Consider the following 17,470-nt stretch of genomic DNA (forward strand, 5'->3'; position numbering starts at 1 on the left):
ATTAAGGGGGAAGGATGAAAAAACTACTTTTATTTTTACTAACAACCTCACTTTTCGCACTTACTACGAATAACACTTTTAGAATCACTTTTCAAAATCTCAAATTCCAAAACGAACATATGGGATTGCTTGAAACGAGTTATCTTTTTGATTTCGGTAATTTTTATACGGGTCTTAGCGTTTATTCGGCAATAACAGGAAAAAGAGGAGGATTTTTCACAGGAGGCGTCAATTTAGGATACAAATATCCGCTTGAAAAAATCACACTTGATAGCGGACTTTTTATAGGTGGAGGCGGTGGCGGACACGCACCTCAAGGTAGCGGTCTTATGCTAAAAATCTACGCCGGAGCACTTTATCCTCTAAATAAAAATTTCAATTTAGTAGCAAATCTCAATCATATTAAATTCAAAGACGGAGAGATAGACTCCACACAGCTCGCTTTAGGGGTTGATTATAATTTTCAAGACGTATATTTTCTAAAACCATTTAACGGCTACGGATATTTTTCAAAAGAGAGGGTCTTTTTTTCTCCTTTCGTACTTGAATATATTCCTTTTGATTCGAAAACCACCGCCCGAACAAAACAAAAACGTTTTTCTTTAATAGGCGCCGAAATTGGAAAATATAAAAACGAAAATACGTTTTATTTTATCTCTACGGGCGGTGCGTTTAGAGGAGAGAGCGACGGATACGCGGAATTTTTATTCGGAATGGGGAAAAAATTTCCTTTTCTAACTTTAAAAGCATCTCTTGGAGCCGGAGGCGGTGGTGAAGTCGATACCAAAGGCGGAGCTATTTATAAAATAGAAGCTCAAAAAAATATCTCTTTTTTAAATATTTCCGCAGGATATATGGGAAGCTTCGGCGGAGTTAAAGCTTATTATTTAAAAGCCGCAATAAATAAAAACTTTAATTTCGCAAGTGTAGGAGAAAAATATTTAAAAATTGAAACGAAAAAATTCAGAATTTCTCTATATAGCGAATCGTATCTGCCATCAAATACGATAAGAAAAGACGACGATTCAAAAAGACTTGACGTTATGAACGTGGATTTGGGATATTTTATCGATGAAAATTATTACGCTTTTATAAACGCGGCAAGCGCATATAACGGAGGAAGCGGAGGATATGCCGTAGGAATGTTCGGAGTAGGATATGAAAAAAACTTTTTTGCAAAAATTGCCGTAGGAGCCGCGGGAGGTGGAAGAGTGGATGTAGGCGGAGGGCTTTTGGCAAAAGCGATTATAGGGTATAAATTTAAAAACTTTTCAATCGGTATCGGCAGAATCAAAGCGTTTGAGGGAAGACTTGATACGACTATTCTTGATATAGGAATCGATTTTGATTTTTATAAAGGAATAGTTGAGTAATCAATATGATATACTTCTAAAAATCTTTCAAGGAGAATTAATGAGAGAATATCTTTTTAGTAGCGAAAGTGTAACGGAAGGTCATCCGGATAAAATGGCGGACCAAATCAGCGACGCGATTTTAGATTATATTATCGAAAGAGACCCTAACGCAAAAGTGGCTTGCGAAACACTTCTTAGTAACGGATATTGTATTATTGCGGGAGAGCTCAAAACCACTACGTACGCTCCAATGCAAGAAATCGCAAGAGAAGTTATTAGAGAAATAGGCTATACCGATGCAAGATACGGATTTGATTATAGAACGGCCGGTGTTTTAAACGGTGTGGGAGAGCAAAGCCCGGATATCAGACAAGGTGTGGAAAGAGGAGAAGAAATCGGAGCTGGAGACCAAGGTATGATGTTCGGATACGCATGTACCGAAACTCCGGAACTTATGCCGCTTCCAATCATGCTTGCTCATAAACTTACAAAAAGACTTGCAGTTGCTAGAAAAGAAGCTATTATTCCGTGGCTAAGACCGGACGGAAAAGCACAAGTGAGCGTAAAATACGTAGACGGAAAACCGGTTAGCGTTGAAAAAGTCGTAGTTTCGACTCAACACGAACCGGATATTAACTATTCGGAAATTAAAGAGGCTGTAATCGAAGAAGTTATAAAAAAAGTAATTCCTGCAAATATGCTTAGCAAAAACGTTGAATATTTCATAAACCCGACAGGAAAATTCGTAATCGGAGGTCCTCAAGGAGATGCCGGACTTACAGGTAGAAAAATTATAGTCGATACGTACGGTGGTGCGGCACCTCACGGCGGAGGAGCGTTTAGTGGAAAAGACCCTACAAAAGTTGATAGAAGCGGAGCATACGCAGCAAGATACGTAGCTAAAAACTTAGTAGCAGCAGGTGTTGCTGAAAAACTAACCGTCCAAATCGCATATGCTATCGGAGTAGTAGAGCCGGTAAGTATTTATATCGATACTCACGGCACCGCGAAAGTTGACGAAACAAAAATAGAAGAAGCAGTTAGAAAAATTTTCAACCTAACACCAAAAGGTATTATCGAAACTCTTGATTTATTAAAACCTATTTATAGAAAAACGGCGGCTTACGGGCATTTCGGTAGAGAAGAGTTCTCTTGGGAAAAACTTGACAAAGTAGAAGAAATAAAAGATTACCTAAACCTAAAATAACCTCCTCTCCCCTCTTTTACGTTTTTATAAAACTCGATACATTACAACTTCACCTTTTTTACAAAATCCCTATTTTCACAAACTCACAAACTTACTATTTCACCCTATTCCTCATCTATTCCTCATCTTTCCCCTATTTTTTTTCTATCCTACAATTTCACAAACTCACTGATTCACAATTTCACCTATTTTACATCCCTATCTCTTCTCCACCCAACTCCTTTTTGCGCTATAATTCGCAAAAAAAGGAGAAGATTATGGATTTTTTCGAAATTGTAAAAACAATCGAAAGCATACAACACCCGGCAATTGCCACAAGTTTAACTAATTTAGGTATTTTGCAAGATGTGGATATCGAAGGAGATACGGTAAAAGCTACATTCGTATGGCCTTTTGCGAATATTCCGATAAAAGAGCAAATTATCAACTCGGTAAAAGCACCACTGAACGCAAAAGGCTTAAAATTAGAATATAACGAAAGAATTATGAATGAAGACGAGAAGCAAAGATTTTTAGAATTAGAAAAGAAATATTGGAGAGGTGGACCTGCCGCTTGCGGAATGTAAAACCGTTGTCACAAATGGAAACATCCATTTTTAAGGAATCAGAGTTTAAGCAAATATTAAGAATTTAATGATATATTTTTAAGTACAATAAATCTAAAAAAAGGAGCTAAAATGGCAGTAAAAATTACTGATACTTGTATTAACTGCGGTGCATGTATTGACGAGTGCCCGGTAGAAGCAATCGTAGACGATAGCGATAACCCAACTGGAGAAGAAATCTACTACGTTTATCCTGATAAATGTGTAGAATGCGTAGATTATGCTGACTGCCCACTATGTGCGGAAGCATGTCCTACTGAGGGATGTATCGTTTGGGATGAGTGCAAAGAAGGTCAACCATGTCATCCAAACAGAGGTGAAGTTGGTGAGCCTGTAATGGACGCGTGCTAATTTCTTCCCTCTTCTTTTTTTCTTCAAATTTTTGTATAATTCCTCTCTAAAAACTCAAGGAGAGTAAATATGGAAAGAACTCTATCAATTATTAAACCTGATGCGGTTGCTAAAAATGTTATTGGTAAAATCATTGACAGATTCGAAAGTAACGGACTTAGAATCGCTGCAATGAAAAAAATTAAACTTACAAAAGAAGACGCGGCTAAATTTTATGAAGTACATAAAGAAAGACCGTTTTTCAACGACCTATGCGAATATATGAGCAGCGGTCCTGTGGTAGTTATGGTACTTGAAGGTGAAAACGCAGTAGCTAAAAACAGAGAACTTATGGGTGCTACCGACCCTAAAGAAGCGGCACCTGGTACAATCAGAGCCGATTTTGCGGAAAGTATCGAAGCAAACGCGGTACACGGAAGCGACAGTCTTGAAAACGCTAAAAAAGAAATCGCATTCTTTTTCGCTGAGAGGGAGATTTTATAATTGAAAGTTGAAAAAACTTTTGAAGGACTTACGCTTAGCGGCGAGTCTGTAAAAGATAGAGATGGAAACTTTACTATTACGGGAAAACTGAGCGGTGAAGTTGAAGTCGAGTGTGTAAAATGTCTAAAACCTTTTAAAAGAAAAATAGACGAAGAAGTTAAATTTAAAGTTGTAAAACCTCCGTATGAGGGGTTTGATAGTGAATACGATATTATAGAACAAGAAAGATACGATATAGAAGAGATTTTAAAAAGCGAAGTCGAATCTATAAAAAACGACTATAATATCTGCCCTGATTGCGAAGAAGAAGAATTTAACAAAGAATTTTAAGGAGAAATTATGGCAGTTCCTAAGAGAAGAAACTCAAAAACAAGAGCGGCAAAAAGAAGAACTCACTATAAAATCAGACTTAGTGCAGTTGTAAAATGTAGTCACTGCGGTGCGTACAAAAGACCGCACAGAGCATGCCCAAGCTGTGGTGAGTATTAATGAGAATAGCAATTGACGCAATGGGAGGGGACTTCGGTCCTCAGCCTATAGTTGAAGGTGTTGTAAAAGCTTTGGAAGAAAAAGATTTTACGGCTTATTTGGTTGGAGATGAAAAACAGATAAAACCTCTCATCCCGAACAAACTACTTGATAAAGTTAGATTTATAAATAGTGAAGATTTTATAAGAATGGATGAGAGTGCTACCGAAGCATTAAAAAGAAAAGAGTCCACTATTTATAAATCTATCGAACTTCTAAGAAACAAAGAAGTCGATGCCGTAGTCTCTGCCGGTCATAGCGGTGCCACAATGAGCTTGGCAACTCTTAGAATCGGGAGAATCAAAGGTATCAGACGTCCGGCTATTATCACTTTTATGCCTACAATAAAAAAACAATACGCATTCTTACTTGACGCCGGCGCAAATGTCGATTGTGACGCTCATAACCTATATCAATTCGGCTTAATGGGTGAAGTTTATGCAAAAGTGGTCTTAAACAAAGACGATGTTAAACTCGGTCTTTTAAGTAACGGAGAAGAAGAGAGCAAAGGTAACACCGTTACTAAAGAAGCGTTTGGAATGTTAAAAGAATCGTTTCCGAATTTCGTAGGAAACGTAGAGGGCGGAGATATTTTCAAAGGCGAAGTAGACGTAATTATTACGGACGGTTTTATCGGTAATATAGTTTTAAAAACAAGCGAAGGCGCCGCTGATGTTATTAGCAAACTCATAAAAGAAGAGATTAAAAATTCAGGACTTTTACAAAAAATCGGGGCTCTTTTATTAAAACCGGTTTTCAAAGGCTTGAAAAAAGCGATAGATTACGCGGAATACGGCGGAGCACCGCTACTTGGTATTAACGGATGTGTTATAATAGCGCACGGGAAAAGTAACAGCAAAGCAATAAAAAACGCGATTTTTCAAGCGATAAGATACGTTGAAAACGACGTAACAAATAGAATAAAAGAGTCTTTAAAGGTTCATTGATGTATGCAAAATTTACCAGCATAGGAGCTTATGTTCCTCCTAAGATTTTAACGAATGAAGATTTGGAAAAAATAGTCGATACGAGTGACGAATGGATTACTAAAAGAACCGGCATCAAAACAAGACACATCGTAGAAAACGAAGTAACGAGCGATTTGGCTTATAAAGCGGCACTTGACGCTTTAAAAAATGCAAAAATGAGTGCCGAAGATATAGATATGATTATTGTAGCCACAATTACTCCGGATTATTTTACAATGCCTTCTACAGCTTGCGTTGTTGCGGACAAATTAGGTATTGCAAGACCTGCGGTTGATATCAGTGCAGCGTGTACCGGATTTATCTACGCTTTAGCTCACGCAAAAGCTTTTATCGAAAGCGGAATGTATAAAAACGTGCTTATCATAGGTGCCGAAACTTTAAGTAAAATCGTAAATTGGAAAGATAGAACAACTTGCGTATTATTCGGAGACGGAGCCGGTGCCGCCATAATCAGCGCTACCGAAAATAAAGAAGAGGCTATTATCGATATCGATATTAATTCCGACGGAAAATATCAAGATTATTTAATAACCCCCGGGCGCGGTGTAAAATACGGATGTGATACGGATAGAATATGGCTTGAGATGAAAGGTAACGAAACTTTCAAAGTTGCGGTAAAAACTCTCTCTCAAAGCGTTAGAGACATCCTAAAAAGAAACAATATGACCAGTGACGATATCGACTGGTTTATTCCTCATCAAGCAAACTACAGAATCATAGACGCAGTTGCAAGAGCCATTAAAATGCCAAGCGAAAAATCGGTTCTCACCGTTCACAAATACGGAAACACTTCAAGTGCTTCGATTCCTATGGCAATTAATGATATGTATAAAGAAGGAAAGCTTAAAAAAGGCGATATTATGCTGCTTGACGCCTTCGGAGGCGGATTTACTTGGGGAAGCGCTTTAGTCCCTTTCAATTAATTTTCTCTCGCACTCCTCTACTGCTAATAAAACACTCATCTCTATTTCCGGTACGTGAGAAAACGCCATTTTAAAAGGAATTTGAAGTTCGTCTATTTCTATTTTTGAGAGTCTATCTTTTATTCTGTTTACCATTTTTACAACTATCTCAAGATTATTAAACGTCAAAATTTTAAACGTATTTTCAACTCTAAAAACAAAATCGATATCCCTAATGGAATTTTGTATCTCTTTTGCAAAGGTTTTTAATACTTTGAGTTTAAAATTATGCCCGTACAAACTCTCCAAAATCGACAAATTTTCAAGTCTTATCATAATAATACCAAGCGGCTTATCAAGTTCGTTGCTTTCTTCTATCATAACTTCGAAATATTTTTGATTATAGACATCCGTAAGAGGGTCTTTTATAGCGATAAAACTAATTTTTAAACTCAATGTCTCAAAACTTACTTCTCCTATTAATTTAAAATCCTCCATTACGGGAGCAAAATCGAGTTTTCTTCTTCTAAGATCGTTATATGCATCGATAATATGCATATCGGCGTTAAGTGTATATATTTCTTTTTTGTTTTGCTGAATATAATCTTTAACTTTCATATCTTTTTTATTTTGTAAAAAAATATCGACTATTTCTACCGGCGTAAATATATATAACGGCTTTTCATCCTGGAGTATATAGAGTCTGGGATTGTTTTTAGTTTGAAAATAAGCAATTACGTCTTCTAATGTTTTTTCAGCTATTTCGGTATATTCTTTAGAATGTACGGGGTCTACGTAATTTTTGATTTTCATAATCAAAACCTTTTTTTATAATATTCTATCACAAAATAAAACTTTATGGTATAATTTCACTTCAAATCCAAAAAGGAGCGGCCATGCCTAAAATGAAAACAAACAGAGGGGCGGCTAAAAGATTTAAAGTTAAAAAAAGCGGAAAAATCAAAAGAGGAAGTGCTTATAGAAGCCACATCCTTACTAAAAAATCTCAAAAGAGAAAAAGAAATCTAAGAGCCCCTAAATACGTAGACCAAACAAACATTAAAGAAGTAAAATTATTACTTTGTATCTAATTTAAGTGTAGAAACGGCAAAGTGAAGCGAAAAAGCTTCCGCGCAAAGCGCTAAGTTGCAAGATGCACGCCAAAATGAAGGAGTAAAACATGAGAGTAAAAACTGGTATTGTTAGAAGAAGAAGACATAAAAAAATATTAAAAATGGCAAAAGGCTTCTACTCAGGTAGAAGAAAACACTTTAGAAAAGCTAAAGAACAAGTTGAAAGAAGTTTAGTATACGCTTTTAGAGACAGAAAACAGAAAAAAAGAGACTTCAGAAAACTTTGGATCGTTAGAATCAACGCTGCATGTAGATTAAACGACATAAGCTATTCAAGATTCATCAACGGTCTTAAAAAAGCGGGTATCGAGCTTGATAGAAAAATCTTAGCCGATCTTGCAATGAACGAACCTGAAGTATTCGCTTCAATCGTAGAAAAAGCAAAAGCGGCTCTATAATTTCGAGCCCTTTCTCTTTTATTAACTCAAATTTCCCTCGGACACTATTTTTCAAGACAAAAAAGAGAAAAATCAAGAGTTAATAAAATCCTCCAATTTTTCTCTTAAAACTCTTTTTAAGACTTTACCCGTAGCGTTTTTAGGAAGATTATCCACGATATATATCTCTTTTGGAAGTTTATAGTTTGCAAGGTGAGATTTTAAAAACTTTCTAAGTTCTCTTACATCCACTTTAACATCCTCTTCAGGCTCTATAAAAGCAATAGGGATTTCACCGTGATTTTCATCTTTTTTACCTACTACCGCACACTCTTTCACACCAGGGAACTTCAAACAAACCTCTTCAATTTCTCTTGGATAAATATTAACTCCCCTACTAATAATCAAATCTTTTTTTCTATCGAGAATATAAATATACCCGTCCTCATCCACTTTTCCGATATCTCCGGTTAAAAGCCAGCCGTTAATAATCGTCTCGGCGGTTGCGTCTTCTCTTTTATAGTAGCCTTTCATAACGTTATCGCCTTTTACGATAATCTCACCGGCTTCTCCTACCGGTACCTCAACCAAATCGTCATTTACTATTTTTACCTCTACTCCGGGTATCGTAGGTCCTACAGAGCCTGGTTTTTGAAGTTCCGGTCTATTTACGGCGACAACCGGAGATGTTTCGCTAAGCCCGTATCCTTCAAGCAAAGGCGCTTTTTTAAATTTGGCTTTGAATCTGTTTAACACCTCTCCCGGCAAAGGAGCGGCACCCGAGATAAAAAACCTCACTTTATTCAGCCAATGAAAATAAAACGGAAGCTTTGCACGACTAAGAGCTGAATAAACATCAGGCACTCCCGTAAAAATTGTCACTCTTTTTAAAAGAGTCTGTTTAATAATATTGCTAAACGGCATAATCGAACGAATAATCACAACGGGCGAAGCCGAGTACATAGGCAAAAGTAAATTAACGGTCATCGTAAAAGAGTGAAACATCGGAAGATATGCAATAAATCTGTCTTTATTGGTAATTTTTACTATTTCATTCACACCTAAAATATTCGAAAAAATATTTTTATACGTAAGCATTGCACCTTTTGGTTTTCCGGTAGTTCCGGAAGTGTAGATAATAACAGCCAAATCTTCGAGTTTAGGAAGTTCGATACTCTCATGAGCTTCATAATTCGCCAAAATTTCGCTAAAAGAGATATTGTTTTCATCAAGGTCTTTATAATCGCCTTCCCAAATTATTTTTTTCACTTTTGTTTTCGAGCGAATCGTTGGAATATTACAGGCAAGTTTCGAAGAAGCGACCATAAGTTCGGCTTCAACGTCATTTACGATAAAAGCAACTTCGTCTTCTTTTAAAAACGTATTGATAGGTACGGGAATCGCTCCTATTTTTTGAGTAGCCAAGTATGCGATTATAAACTCCAAAGAATTGGCGACGTAAATAGGAATTTTATCTTCTTTTTTTACTCCTAAAAGTTCTAAAGTTCTCGCAAAAGTATCGACTTTTTTCTTAACTTCTTCCCAAGTAACTTTTTTATCGTCAATAAAGTAAGCGGGCTTTTTTCTAAATTCTCTTGCGTTTCTTTCCAAAACTTCATAAAAATTATTATACAAATACTTCATTTCCTACCCTCTTTTTATGTTATTATAGCAAATAAAAAGGCTTGATTATGGAGCTTCCTAAAAGCCAACAAGAACTCCTCCAAAATCTTGAAAAACTGATAGAGCAGACATACGAAGCGGAAAAAGAATTTATAGAACTAAAAAATATTCTTAACGGAGTAATAGAGTTTTTGCCTCAAGCTTTATGGGTTGTCGATAAAAGCGGAGAAGTTATCGTCAAAAACTCTAAAGCTGATGAGTTTGACTTTATTCCGCAAAAAGGCGAAATAGAAGTAAACGATAAAGTATTTTTGGTGCAAACTTCCAATATCAAAGACAAAACGATTATAAGCGCTACTGATATTACAGAGCAAAAAAGAAACGAAAGATTAATTGCCATGGGACAAATGGCGGCTCATTTAGCCCACGAAATCAGAAATCCTATAGGTTCCATTTCAATTCTTTTGGCACTACTTAAAAAATCATGCCCTCAAAACGAAATGATAGACGAAATGAAAAGCGCAATATTCAGAATCGAAAGAATTATAAAATCAACTCTTCTCTTTTCAAAAGGAATACGCCTAAACAAAAGAAAATTCTTATTAAGCTCTTTAAAAAAAGAGCTTGAAGAAAATATCAAATACTATTCGCATTCAAAAGAGATAAATTTCGTTTATTTCTTACCCGATATCGAGATAAAAGCCGATTACGATTTGCTTTTATTGGTCTTGCAAAATATGATTATAAATGCGATAGACGCTATAGAAGACGACGAAAAAGAAGAAGGTTTAATAGAAGTTTTATATGAAAAGAACGATAAATATCACATTATAAACATTTACGACAGCGGCAAGGATTTCGAAGATACAAACATCCTTTTCGAACCTTTCAAATCGACAAAAACAAAAGGAAACGGACTCGGACTTGCATTAAGCAAAGAAATAATAACGGCACACGAAGGAAAAATAGAACTTTCAAAAGAAAAAAAAGGATTTAAAATATATTTGCCTATCTAAACCAATGTTTTTTTATAACTTTTCCTCCCTTTATTTCGTCAATTACGATTTTATCCTCTTTTTTAAAAATGTTATAAATGATATCTCCGTTGTCGATAATATATATATTTCCGATTTTCTCATATTTATGATGTTTAATTTTGTCGAAAATTACAGACAAAATATAATCGCTCTTCGGAAAAGAAAAACCATCAAGCGAGTAATTATCGAAAAAATACGCCATTAAAAGCTTTTTTTGAAGATAAATAGTGGAAAAATAGATAGAATTTTTCCGTCCGATATCGGTTTTTTTAAGTTTGTTAGTGATAAAAGGCAAAAGATAGATTTTATCAAGCTTTACACAACTAAACCCTATAAGACTCAAAATATTTTCGTCTTTGTATTTTTGGATATTTTGATAGGTGCAGAGATTATTATACTTTTTTTCAAAAAAGTCTTTGAGAATATCTGCTTTCAAAAAAGAAAAAACGAAAAGAAAAATTAAAAAAAACCTCATCCTTCTCCCTGAGTACTTTTTTGTGAAATTAACACGTCTTCGATTATTTCGTCCAAATCCCCGTCAAGTATGTCATCTACTTTTGAATACGCTTTGTTGCTTCTATTGTCTTTTACTTGCTGATATGGAAACAACACGTAACTTCTAATCTGATGTCCCCAACCCATTTCATCTTTTGGTTTTCCTTCTTCTTCGGCTCTTCTTTTTTCAAGTTCGAGCTCGTAGAGTTTCGATTTTAGCATTTTAAAGGCCATTTCTTTATTTTTGTGCTGTGACCTATCTTGCTGACAGCTAACGACAATACCTGTCGGAACGTGCGTAATTCTAACCGCACTTTCGGTTTTATTTACGTGCTGACCACCGGCTCCGCTTGCACGGAATACGTCGATTCTAATGTCTTTAGGGTCTATTTCGATTTCGATATCATCGTCAATTTCCGGAGAAACTTGCACGCTTGCAAAAGAAGTATGTCTTCTTCCAGCACTATCAAAAGGCGAAACCCTAACAAGTCTGTGAATTCCGTTTTCAACTTTCAAATACCCGTAAGCGTTTTCACCTTTGATTAAAAGAGTCGCGTCTTTAATACCGGCCTCTTCTCCGGCTTGATAATCAAGTACGTCAACTTTCCAACCTCTTCTTTCGGCAAATCTCATATACATTCTATAAAGCATACTCGCCCAATCGTGAGATTCCGTTCCACCGGCACCAGGGTGAATGGTAATAATAGCGTTTTTCTCGTCGTTTTCGTCGCTTAGCATTACTTCTATTTCAAGGTCTCTAATAGCTTTTTCGAGCTCTTTTACGTCGTTAAAAACTTCATTTAAAGTCTCTTCGTCCTCTTCCATACTCGCAAGCTCGTACATATCTTTATTGTCCATTAAAGCCTGTTTGGCCTTTTTATATTTATCAAGTTTTCTTTGGATAATGTTTTTTTCTTTTTGGATTTTCGCACTTTTTTTCGGATCGTTCCAAAAATTAGGGTCGTTTTCCATTTGAGCTATTTCATCAAGTCTTTTTTGAAGCTCTTCAGGTTTTAAAATCGACTCGATATTCGATAATTTGTTCTCCAAATCCTTTATCAACTCGCTATATTCAAAAGCATCCATTAACTACACTCCTTTTAATCTTAAAATAACATTATTGATATAACATATTTTTTATTATAATTCTATCAAAATTTCAAGCGAGAGTTTTAAAGGGCGTATATGGAAATACTCAAATCTCCAAAAGAAGCTGTTAATTTCAGAAATAATTTAAAAGGAAGCGTCGGTTTCGTACCTACGATGGGAGCCTTGCACGAGGGACACCTCTCTTTGATAAAAAAAGCAAGAGAAGAAAACGATAACGTTATAGTCTCTATTTTCGTAAATCCGACTCAATTTTTACCGGGAGAAGATTTCAACAAATATCCAAGAAGACTCGAAGCGGATTTTGAGATATGCAAAAGAGCGGGAGTCGATGCCGTATTTACTCCGAATCCGGAAAATATGTATACCGATGATGAAATTTTAATAAAAGCCCCGAAAATTAAAGGCTACATTTTAGAAGGATTTTTCAGACCGGGACATTTTGACGGAGTTTTGCAAGTAGTAAACAAACTATTCAACATAATACGCCCTACACGCGCATATTTCGGGAAAAAAGACGCCCAACAGCTATATTTAATCAAACAAATGGTAAAAAATTTCTTTTTTAACATCGAAATCGTAGAAGGCGAAACCGTAAGAGAAAAAGACGGACTCGCTCTATCAAGCAGAAATATATATTTGAGCGATGAAGAGAGAAAAAGAGCGCTTAGTATTTCAAAAGCCCTAAAAAGAGCCGCAAAACTCTCTACCAAAACCGATGATATCGAAACAATCAAAAAAGAGATGCTTGACATCTTAGAAGTGGACGAATTACAATATATCGCTTTTGTAGATAGAGATTTCAACTACATTCAAAAAATTCAACCCGGAAACACAATCGTACTCATAGCCGCATACGTCGGAACTACGAGATTAATCGACAATATTTACATTTAAAGGGGTTAAGTGAGACGTATATTAGCATTAATTTTCATAACTACCGCCGTATTCGCGCAAAATCTTATCGATACGTATAGATTCGAAGGTGTGAACTCTTTGATAAAGCAGATTGAAAAAACAATTCAATCAAAAGATTATTGGCTAAAAAGAATAAAAAACGACGACGTCAAATTCGGCTATTTTCAATCTCCACATTTTATTCTTTTTTGTAACAAAAGAGCCAAAACTCTTCAAGTTTTCGCATATAAAGACGGAAAACTAAACGAAGTAGCCATGTTTTCGAATATTATCGTAGGAAAGTTAGGAGATAAGGAAAAAGAGGGAGATTTAAAAACTCCTATCGGCGTTTATACTTTAATAAATAAAATCAAGCCTTCAAACACCTTTTACGGACCGCTTGCTTTCGTAACGTCATATCCGAATCTATTTGATAAAGTTCATCATAAAGACGGATACGGTATATGGATTCACGGAAAACCACTTGACGGAGAGAGAGGAGATGTCAGCAAAGGATGTATAGTTTTAAATAACGACGAAATTTTAAGACTTGACAGATTAATAAATTACAAAAAAACAACTCTTGAAATTACAGAGTATCCTCTTTTTGCGAGAAAAGAAGACGTAGCTCAAATTTTAGCCACTCTTTATAAATGGAGATATGCCTGGAAAAATTCCGATATAAAAAAATATATATCTTTTTATGATAAAGATTTCCAAAGAAGTAACGGAATGAATCTAAAAGAGTTCATAGCTTATAAAAAGAGAGTTTTTAGAAACAAAAGAGGCAAAAAAGTTGAAATTTATTTTAAAAACATCAAAATAGTACCTTACCAAAACATAAAAAATTTACCTATTTACGAAATAACTTTTCATGAAGATTATATATCTCCGGGCTATGAATTCCACGGCTACAAAGAGATATATATGATAAAAAGAGGTGATAAATTTAAAATTTTAATAGAAAAATAATTACATAAATTTAAGTCCTATAAGCATTAAAACAAGACCGAAAAGTATAGGCATTGCAATTTGCAATGCTCCCTCGAATCTCTTATAAAAAAACCAAAAAAGCCATAAAACGAAAAGATTAAACATCGCAAAAAAAACATACTTCCCGAAATAATTCAGCCCTTCATACAAAACATAGTCTATTTTATACATACCGACAGCACCAAGCACCAATCCGACAATAAGCCCTATATATCTCAAAACAGCCCTTTTTTGCGAAATTATACCATTTTTGATAAAATCATAATAAAAAGGAAACTCTTGAAAAAGCTCTATTTGGCTTCTCTTGGATGTGTAAAAAATTTGATAGACAGCGAAGTAATGCTCGGTCGTTTAAAAGATGAATACGAGCTAACTCAAAACCCGAGCGAAGCGGATTTGATAATAGTAAATACCTGCGGGTTTATCAATCCGGCAAAAGAAGAATCTATCGAAACTATCTTAGAACTTGCCAACGAAAAAAAAGAAAACGCAAAACTCGTAGTCACGGGATGTCTTAGCGAGAGATATAAAGATATCCTGCCTCAAGAAATTCCTGAAGTCGATATTTGGAGCGGTGTTGGAGATTTCGGAAATATCGATAAAGTAATAAAATCGAATAAAAAGAAATATTTTTCACCGAAAGTTTATTTAATCCATAATGAAGATAGAGTAATCACCGGAAGTGCGTATCACGCTTATATTAAACTTAGCGAAGGGTGCAATCAAAAATGTGCATTTTGCGCTATTCCTAACTTCAAAGGCAGATTAAATTCCCGTCCTATCGAAGAAATAATAGAAGAGATTAAAAGATTAAAAGCAAAAGGCTACAAAGACTTCTCACTCGCAAGCCAAGACAGCAGCTCGTATCTAAGAGACAAAGGAATAAAAGACGGACTTGAGAGACTTATTGACGAAATAGATAAAATCGAAGGTATTACCGTTCGAATACTATATCTCTACCCGGCAACCACTACAAAAAGATTGATAAGAAAAATTTTTTCATCAAAAAAAGTCCAAAATTATTTTGATATGCCGATTCAACATATCAGCCCTAAAATGCTAAAAATTATGAGAAGACCGGGCAGTGTCGAGAGATTAAAAGAACTTCTTTACGAAATGAGAAAAGAGTTTTCTTTTGTCAGAACTTCCGTGATCGTAGGTCATCCGGGTGAAAGTGAAGAGGATTTTAACGAACTTAAAGAGTTTTTAAAAGAGTACGAATTTGACAGAGTAAACGTTTTTGCTTATTCCGACGAAGAAGATACGCCTGCATTTAAAAGAAAAGACAAAATCCCTCAAGACATAATCGAAAAAAGAGTAAAAGAGATTAGCAAAATAGTCAAAAAAACAACTAAAAAAGCTCTTAAAAAATATGTCGGTAAAATTTGTGAATGCTATATGGACGGATTAACCAAAGATAATCTTTTCTATTCGGTAAGACCGAAACTTTGGGCTCCCGAAGTTGACGGAGACATTTTAGTAAACGAAAGCGAAATAGAAAATTTAAAAGTCGGCGAACTTTATAAAGTAAAAGTGGAAAATTTAGCCGGAGAAGATTTAATTGGAAAAATCATCAAATAATCTTTTGGCATTTTCCGCCGGAGTAGACTCTACAGCCCTATTTTTTTGGCTGCTTGAAAAAAATATTCCCTTTGATATTGCAATCGTAAACTATCACACAAGAAAAACAAGCGACGAAGAAGTAGAATACGCAAAAACGCTCGCAAAAAAATATAATAAAAAAATTTACATAAAAGACTGCTTTTTAGAAAAATTCTCAGAAAACGAAGCAAGAAAATGCAGATATGAATTTTTTGAAGAAATTATGAAAAAACATAATTACGACACTCTCATTTTAGCTCATCAACTAAACGACAGATTCGAATGGTTTTTAATGCAACTCTCAAAAGGAGCGGGCTTAAAAGAGTTAATAGCGATGGAAAAATGGGAGGAGAGAGAATGGTATAGAATATATAGGCCTTTTTATAACGTATCTCGTGATGAAATTTTAACATTCCTAAATGAAAGAGGAATTAAATACTACATAGACGAAACGAATTTCGATAAAAAATACAAAAGAAACTTTTTTCGACACAACTTTTCGGATAAATTTATAAAACTTTATAAAGAGGGAGTTAAAAGAAGTTTTGAGTTTTTAGAAGAAGATAAAAAGCTACTTTTCGATACCGATTGGAAAAGAGAAAAAGATCTTTTTTGGTTTAAAAAATCAAATCCAAAAAGAGATATCAAAAAAATAGATTTAATTTTGAAAAAATTAGGAATATTACCGACAAAAGCCCAAAAAGACGAAATTTTAAAAACCGACTTTAACTGCGTAATACAAGGGAAAATAGCTATCGATTCCAATAATTCACATATTTTTATAGCTCCGTATGTTAAAATTCCTTTATCGAAGGAAAATAAAGAAAAATATAGAAAATTAAAAATTCCGCCTAAAATCAGAGGTTACCTGCAAAAGGAAAATATATGTATTACGTAATATACGGTGACGTACACGGATGTTTGGAAGAGTGGGAAGAGCTTAGAAAACTTATACCTAAAAACTCTTTTGAAATTAGTGTAGGAGATATTTTAGATAAAGGCCCCTATCCCGTAGAAGCATTAAGATACGCAAAAAAAAATAAGATTTTCACCATTATGGGAAACCACGAATATAAACATTTAAGAAAATATTGGGGAAGAAAAGTTATTCTTGATGAAGACCAGCAAAGAGTATATCCTCAACTAAAACAAGAAGATTTCGATTTTATAGAAAGTATGCCTTTTTTTCTAAAACTTAATCACTTAACTATTCTTCACGGAGGCATTACTAACAAAATAAGATTAAACAACCCGCCTTTAAATATAATGACATTGCTACTTTTTTTAAGAGAAGTGGATGAAAACGATAAATTTTTACCCTTAAATCACAACCATCCGAACGCTTCTTTTTGGGCGGATAGATACGACGGACACGAAGGATTTATTGTATACGGACATAATCCTTTTAAAGATGTCAAAAAAAATAAGTTTGCCGCCGGGATCGATACGGCATGCGTTTACGGAAACAAACTGACCGCACTCGTTATTAAAAATACTTTAAAACCTTGGGATTACGAAATTATTCAAGTAAATGCAAAAAAACAATATTCCCCTCTTCATTTTGAAATTCAAAACCCTTGAATAAATAAAAAAAAGTAGATATAATTTCATTCCACATCTGCTGGGCCTGTAGCTCAGCTGGTTAGAGCAACCGGCTCATAACCGGTTGGTCGCAGGTTCGAGTCCTGCCAGGCCCACCAGCTTTTTTTGCCCAGGTAGCTCAGTCGGTAGAGCAAGGGACTGAAAATCCCTGTGTCGGCGGTTCGATTCCGTCCCTGGGCACCAT

22 protein-coding genes and 2 tRNA genes are annotated in these 17,470 nt (G+C 35.1%); 19 read left to right on the top strand and 5 right to left on the bottom strand.

The window, feature by feature from the left end:
• Positions 1-14 precede the first annotated feature (14 nt).
• The 9 genes from EDC58_RS04930 to EDC58_RS04970 all read left to right on the top strand — a co-directional run bounded on the left by EDC58_RS04930 (position 15) and on the right by EDC58_RS04970 (position 6,441).
• Complete coding sequence (locus EDC58_RS04930; RefSeq protein WP_123352401.1) at positions 15-1,373, top strand: hypothetical protein; 1,359 nt, start codon at positions 15-17, stop codon at positions 1,371-1,373.
• Between the two features lie 40 nt (positions 1,374-1,413).
• Entirely contained in the window at positions 1,414-2,562 is a 1,149-nt protein-coding gene (gene metK / locus EDC58_RS04935) for a methionine adenosyltransferase (RefSeq protein WP_123352402.1), read from the top strand.
• A 257-nt stretch (positions 2,563-2,819) separates the two neighbouring features.
• Positions 2,820-3,128, top strand: a complete 309-nt coding sequence (locus EDC58_RS04940; RefSeq protein ID WP_123352403.1) for an iron-sulfur cluster assembly protein — start codon at positions 2,820-2,822, stop codon at positions 3,126-3,128.
• A gap of 111 nt (positions 3,129-3,239) precedes the next feature.
• Positions 3,240-3,518, top strand: coding sequence for a 4Fe-4S dicluster domain-containing protein (locus EDC58_RS04945; protein ID WP_123352404.1), 279 nt, complete (start codon positions 3,240-3,242; stop codon positions 3,516-3,518).
• Positions 3,519-3,587: 69 nt separating this feature from the next.
• Positions 3,588-4,001 carry a nucleoside-diphosphate kinase gene (ndk, locus tag EDC58_RS04950; protein WP_123352405.1) on the top strand — a complete coding sequence of 138 codons (414 nt, stop codon included), beginning with the start codon at positions 3,588-3,590 and terminating at the stop codon, positions 3,999-4,001.
• Positions 4,002-4,331: a YceD family protein gene (locus EDC58_RS04955; protein ID WP_123352406.1), complete on the top strand. Its 330-nt coding sequence runs from the start codon at positions 4,002-4,004 to the stop codon at positions 4,329-4,331.
• 9 nt (positions 4,332-4,340) lie between these two features.
• Positions 4,341-4,490 (top strand): 50S ribosomal protein L32, encoded by a 150-nt coding sequence (gene rpmF, locus EDC58_RS04960; RefSeq protein WP_123352407.1) that lies wholly within the window; start codon positions 4,341-4,343, stop codon positions 4,488-4,490.
• Positions 4,490-5,476 carry a phosphate acyltransferase PlsX gene (gene plsX, locus EDC58_RS04965; RefSeq protein WP_123352408.1) on the top strand — a complete coding sequence of 329 codons (987 nt, stop codon included), beginning with the start codon at positions 4,490-4,492 and terminating at the stop codon, positions 5,474-5,476. Before rpmF ends, plsX begins: the two co-directional genes overlap by 1 nt.
• Positions 5,476-6,441 (top strand): beta-ketoacyl-ACP synthase III, encoded by a 966-nt coding sequence (locus tag EDC58_RS04970; RefSeq protein WP_180937084.1) that lies wholly within the window; start codon positions 5,476-5,478, stop codon positions 6,439-6,441. Before plsX ends, EDC58_RS04970 begins: the two co-directional genes overlap by 1 nt.
• Here the strand turns inward: EDC58_RS04970 and EDC58_RS04975 are convergent.
• Entirely contained in the window at positions 6,424-7,233 is an 810-nt protein-coding gene (locus EDC58_RS04975) for a diguanylate cyclase (protein WP_123352410.1), read from the bottom strand. The two genes, EDC58_RS04970 and EDC58_RS04975, sit on opposite strands and share 18 nt — an antisense overlap.
• An 83-nt stretch (positions 7,234-7,316) precedes the next feature.
• On the opposite strand from EDC58_RS04975, the gene rpmI reads away from it, so the two are divergent.
• A complete protein-coding gene (gene rpmI / locus EDC58_RS04980) occupies positions 7,317-7,511 on the top strand; it encodes a 50S ribosomal protein L35 (protein ID WP_123352411.1) in 195 nt (64 codons plus the stop codon).
• Positions 7,512-7,600: 89 nt separating this feature from the next.
• On the top strand, positions 7,601-7,951 hold the full coding sequence (gene rplT / locus EDC58_RS04985; protein WP_123352412.1) for a 50S ribosomal protein L20: 351 nt from the start codon (positions 7,601-7,603) through the stop codon (positions 7,949-7,951).
• Positions 7,952-8,023: 72 nt separating this feature from the next.
• Here the strand turns inward: rplT and EDC58_RS04990 are convergent, their stop codons facing one another.
• Entirely contained in the window at positions 8,024-9,574 is a 1,551-nt protein-coding gene (locus EDC58_RS04990) for a fatty acid--CoA ligase (protein ID WP_123352413.1), read from the bottom strand.
• A gap of 47 nt (positions 9,575-9,621) precedes the next feature.
• Here EDC58_RS04990 and EDC58_RS04995 point away from each other — a divergent pair, with 47 nt between their 5' ends.
• Positions 9,622-10,569 carry a sensor histidine kinase gene (locus EDC58_RS04995; RefSeq protein WP_123352414.1) on the top strand — a complete coding sequence of 316 codons (948 nt, stop codon included), beginning with the start codon at positions 9,622-9,624 and terminating at the stop codon, positions 10,567-10,569.
• Here EDC58_RS04995 and EDC58_RS05000 read toward each other — a convergent pair.
• Together EDC58_RS05000 and prfB are read right to left on the bottom strand one after the other, a co-directional pair.
• The gene (locus EDC58_RS05000) at positions 10,562-11,065 is read right to left on the bottom strand and encodes a hypothetical protein (RefSeq protein ID WP_123352415.1); all 504 of its coding nucleotides are present in this window, start codon (positions 11,063-11,065) and stop codon (positions 10,562-10,564) included. The two genes, EDC58_RS04995 and EDC58_RS05000, sit on opposite strands and share 8 nt — an antisense overlap.
• A complete protein-coding gene (prfB, locus tag EDC58_RS05005; protein WP_123352416.1) occupies positions 11,062-12,171 on the bottom strand; it encodes a peptide chain release factor 2 in 1,110 nt (369 codons plus the stop codon). Before prfB ends, EDC58_RS05000 begins: the two co-directional genes overlap by 4 nt.
• A gap of 99 nt (positions 12,172-12,270) precedes the next feature.
• Here prfB and panC point away from each other — a divergent pair, with 99 nt between their 5' ends.
• Positions 12,271-13,089 (top strand): pantoate--beta-alanine ligase, encoded by an 819-nt coding sequence (panC, locus tag EDC58_RS05010; RefSeq protein ID WP_123352417.1) that lies wholly within the window; start codon positions 12,271-12,273, stop codon positions 13,087-13,089.
• A 9-nt stretch (positions 13,090-13,098) separates the two neighbouring features.
• Positions 13,099-14,061: a L,D-transpeptidase family protein gene (locus tag EDC58_RS05015; RefSeq protein WP_123352418.1), complete on the top strand. Its 963-nt coding sequence runs from the start codon at positions 13,099-13,101 to the stop codon at positions 14,059-14,061.
• On the opposite strand, the gene EDC58_RS05020 is transcribed toward EDC58_RS05015, so the two are convergent.
• A complete protein-coding gene (locus EDC58_RS05020; RefSeq protein ID WP_123352419.1) occupies positions 14,062-14,301 on the bottom strand; it encodes a hypothetical protein in 240 nt (79 codons plus the stop codon). It abuts the gene before it with no gap.
• 60 nt (positions 14,302-14,361) lie between these two features.
• On the opposite strand from EDC58_RS05020, the gene rimO reads away from it, so the two are divergent.
• From rimO to EDC58_RS05045, 5 genes are all read left to right on the top strand, one after another.
• Positions 14,362-15,663, top strand: coding sequence for a 30S ribosomal protein S12 methylthiotransferase RimO (gene rimO / locus EDC58_RS05025; RefSeq protein WP_123352420.1), 1,302 nt, complete (start codon positions 14,362-14,364; stop codon positions 15,661-15,663).
• Positions 15,644-16,582, top strand: a complete 939-nt coding sequence (gene tilS, locus EDC58_RS05030) for a tRNA lysidine(34) synthetase TilS (protein ID WP_123352421.1) — start codon at positions 15,644-15,646, stop codon at positions 16,580-16,582. The genes rimO and tilS overlap by 20 nt, the downstream gene beginning before the upstream one ends.
• Entirely contained in the window at positions 16,570-17,265 is a 696-nt protein-coding gene (locus EDC58_RS05035; RefSeq protein ID WP_123352422.1) for a metallophosphoesterase, read from the top strand. Before tilS ends, EDC58_RS05035 begins: the two co-directional genes overlap by 13 nt.
• Positions 17,266-17,307: 42 nt before the next feature.
• Positions 17,308-17,384: transfer RNA gene (locus EDC58_RS05040), tRNA-Ile, on the top strand.
• Between the two features lie 9 nt (positions 17,385-17,393).
• Positions 17,394-17,469, top strand: a tRNA-Phe gene (locus EDC58_RS05045).
• Position 17,470: the final 1 nt, after the last annotated feature.

The organism is Caminibacter pacificus (genome assembly GCF_003752135.1).
Taxonomy (GTDB): Bacteria; Campylobacterota; Campylobacteria; order Campylobacterales; family Nautiliaceae; genus Caminibacter; species Caminibacter pacificus.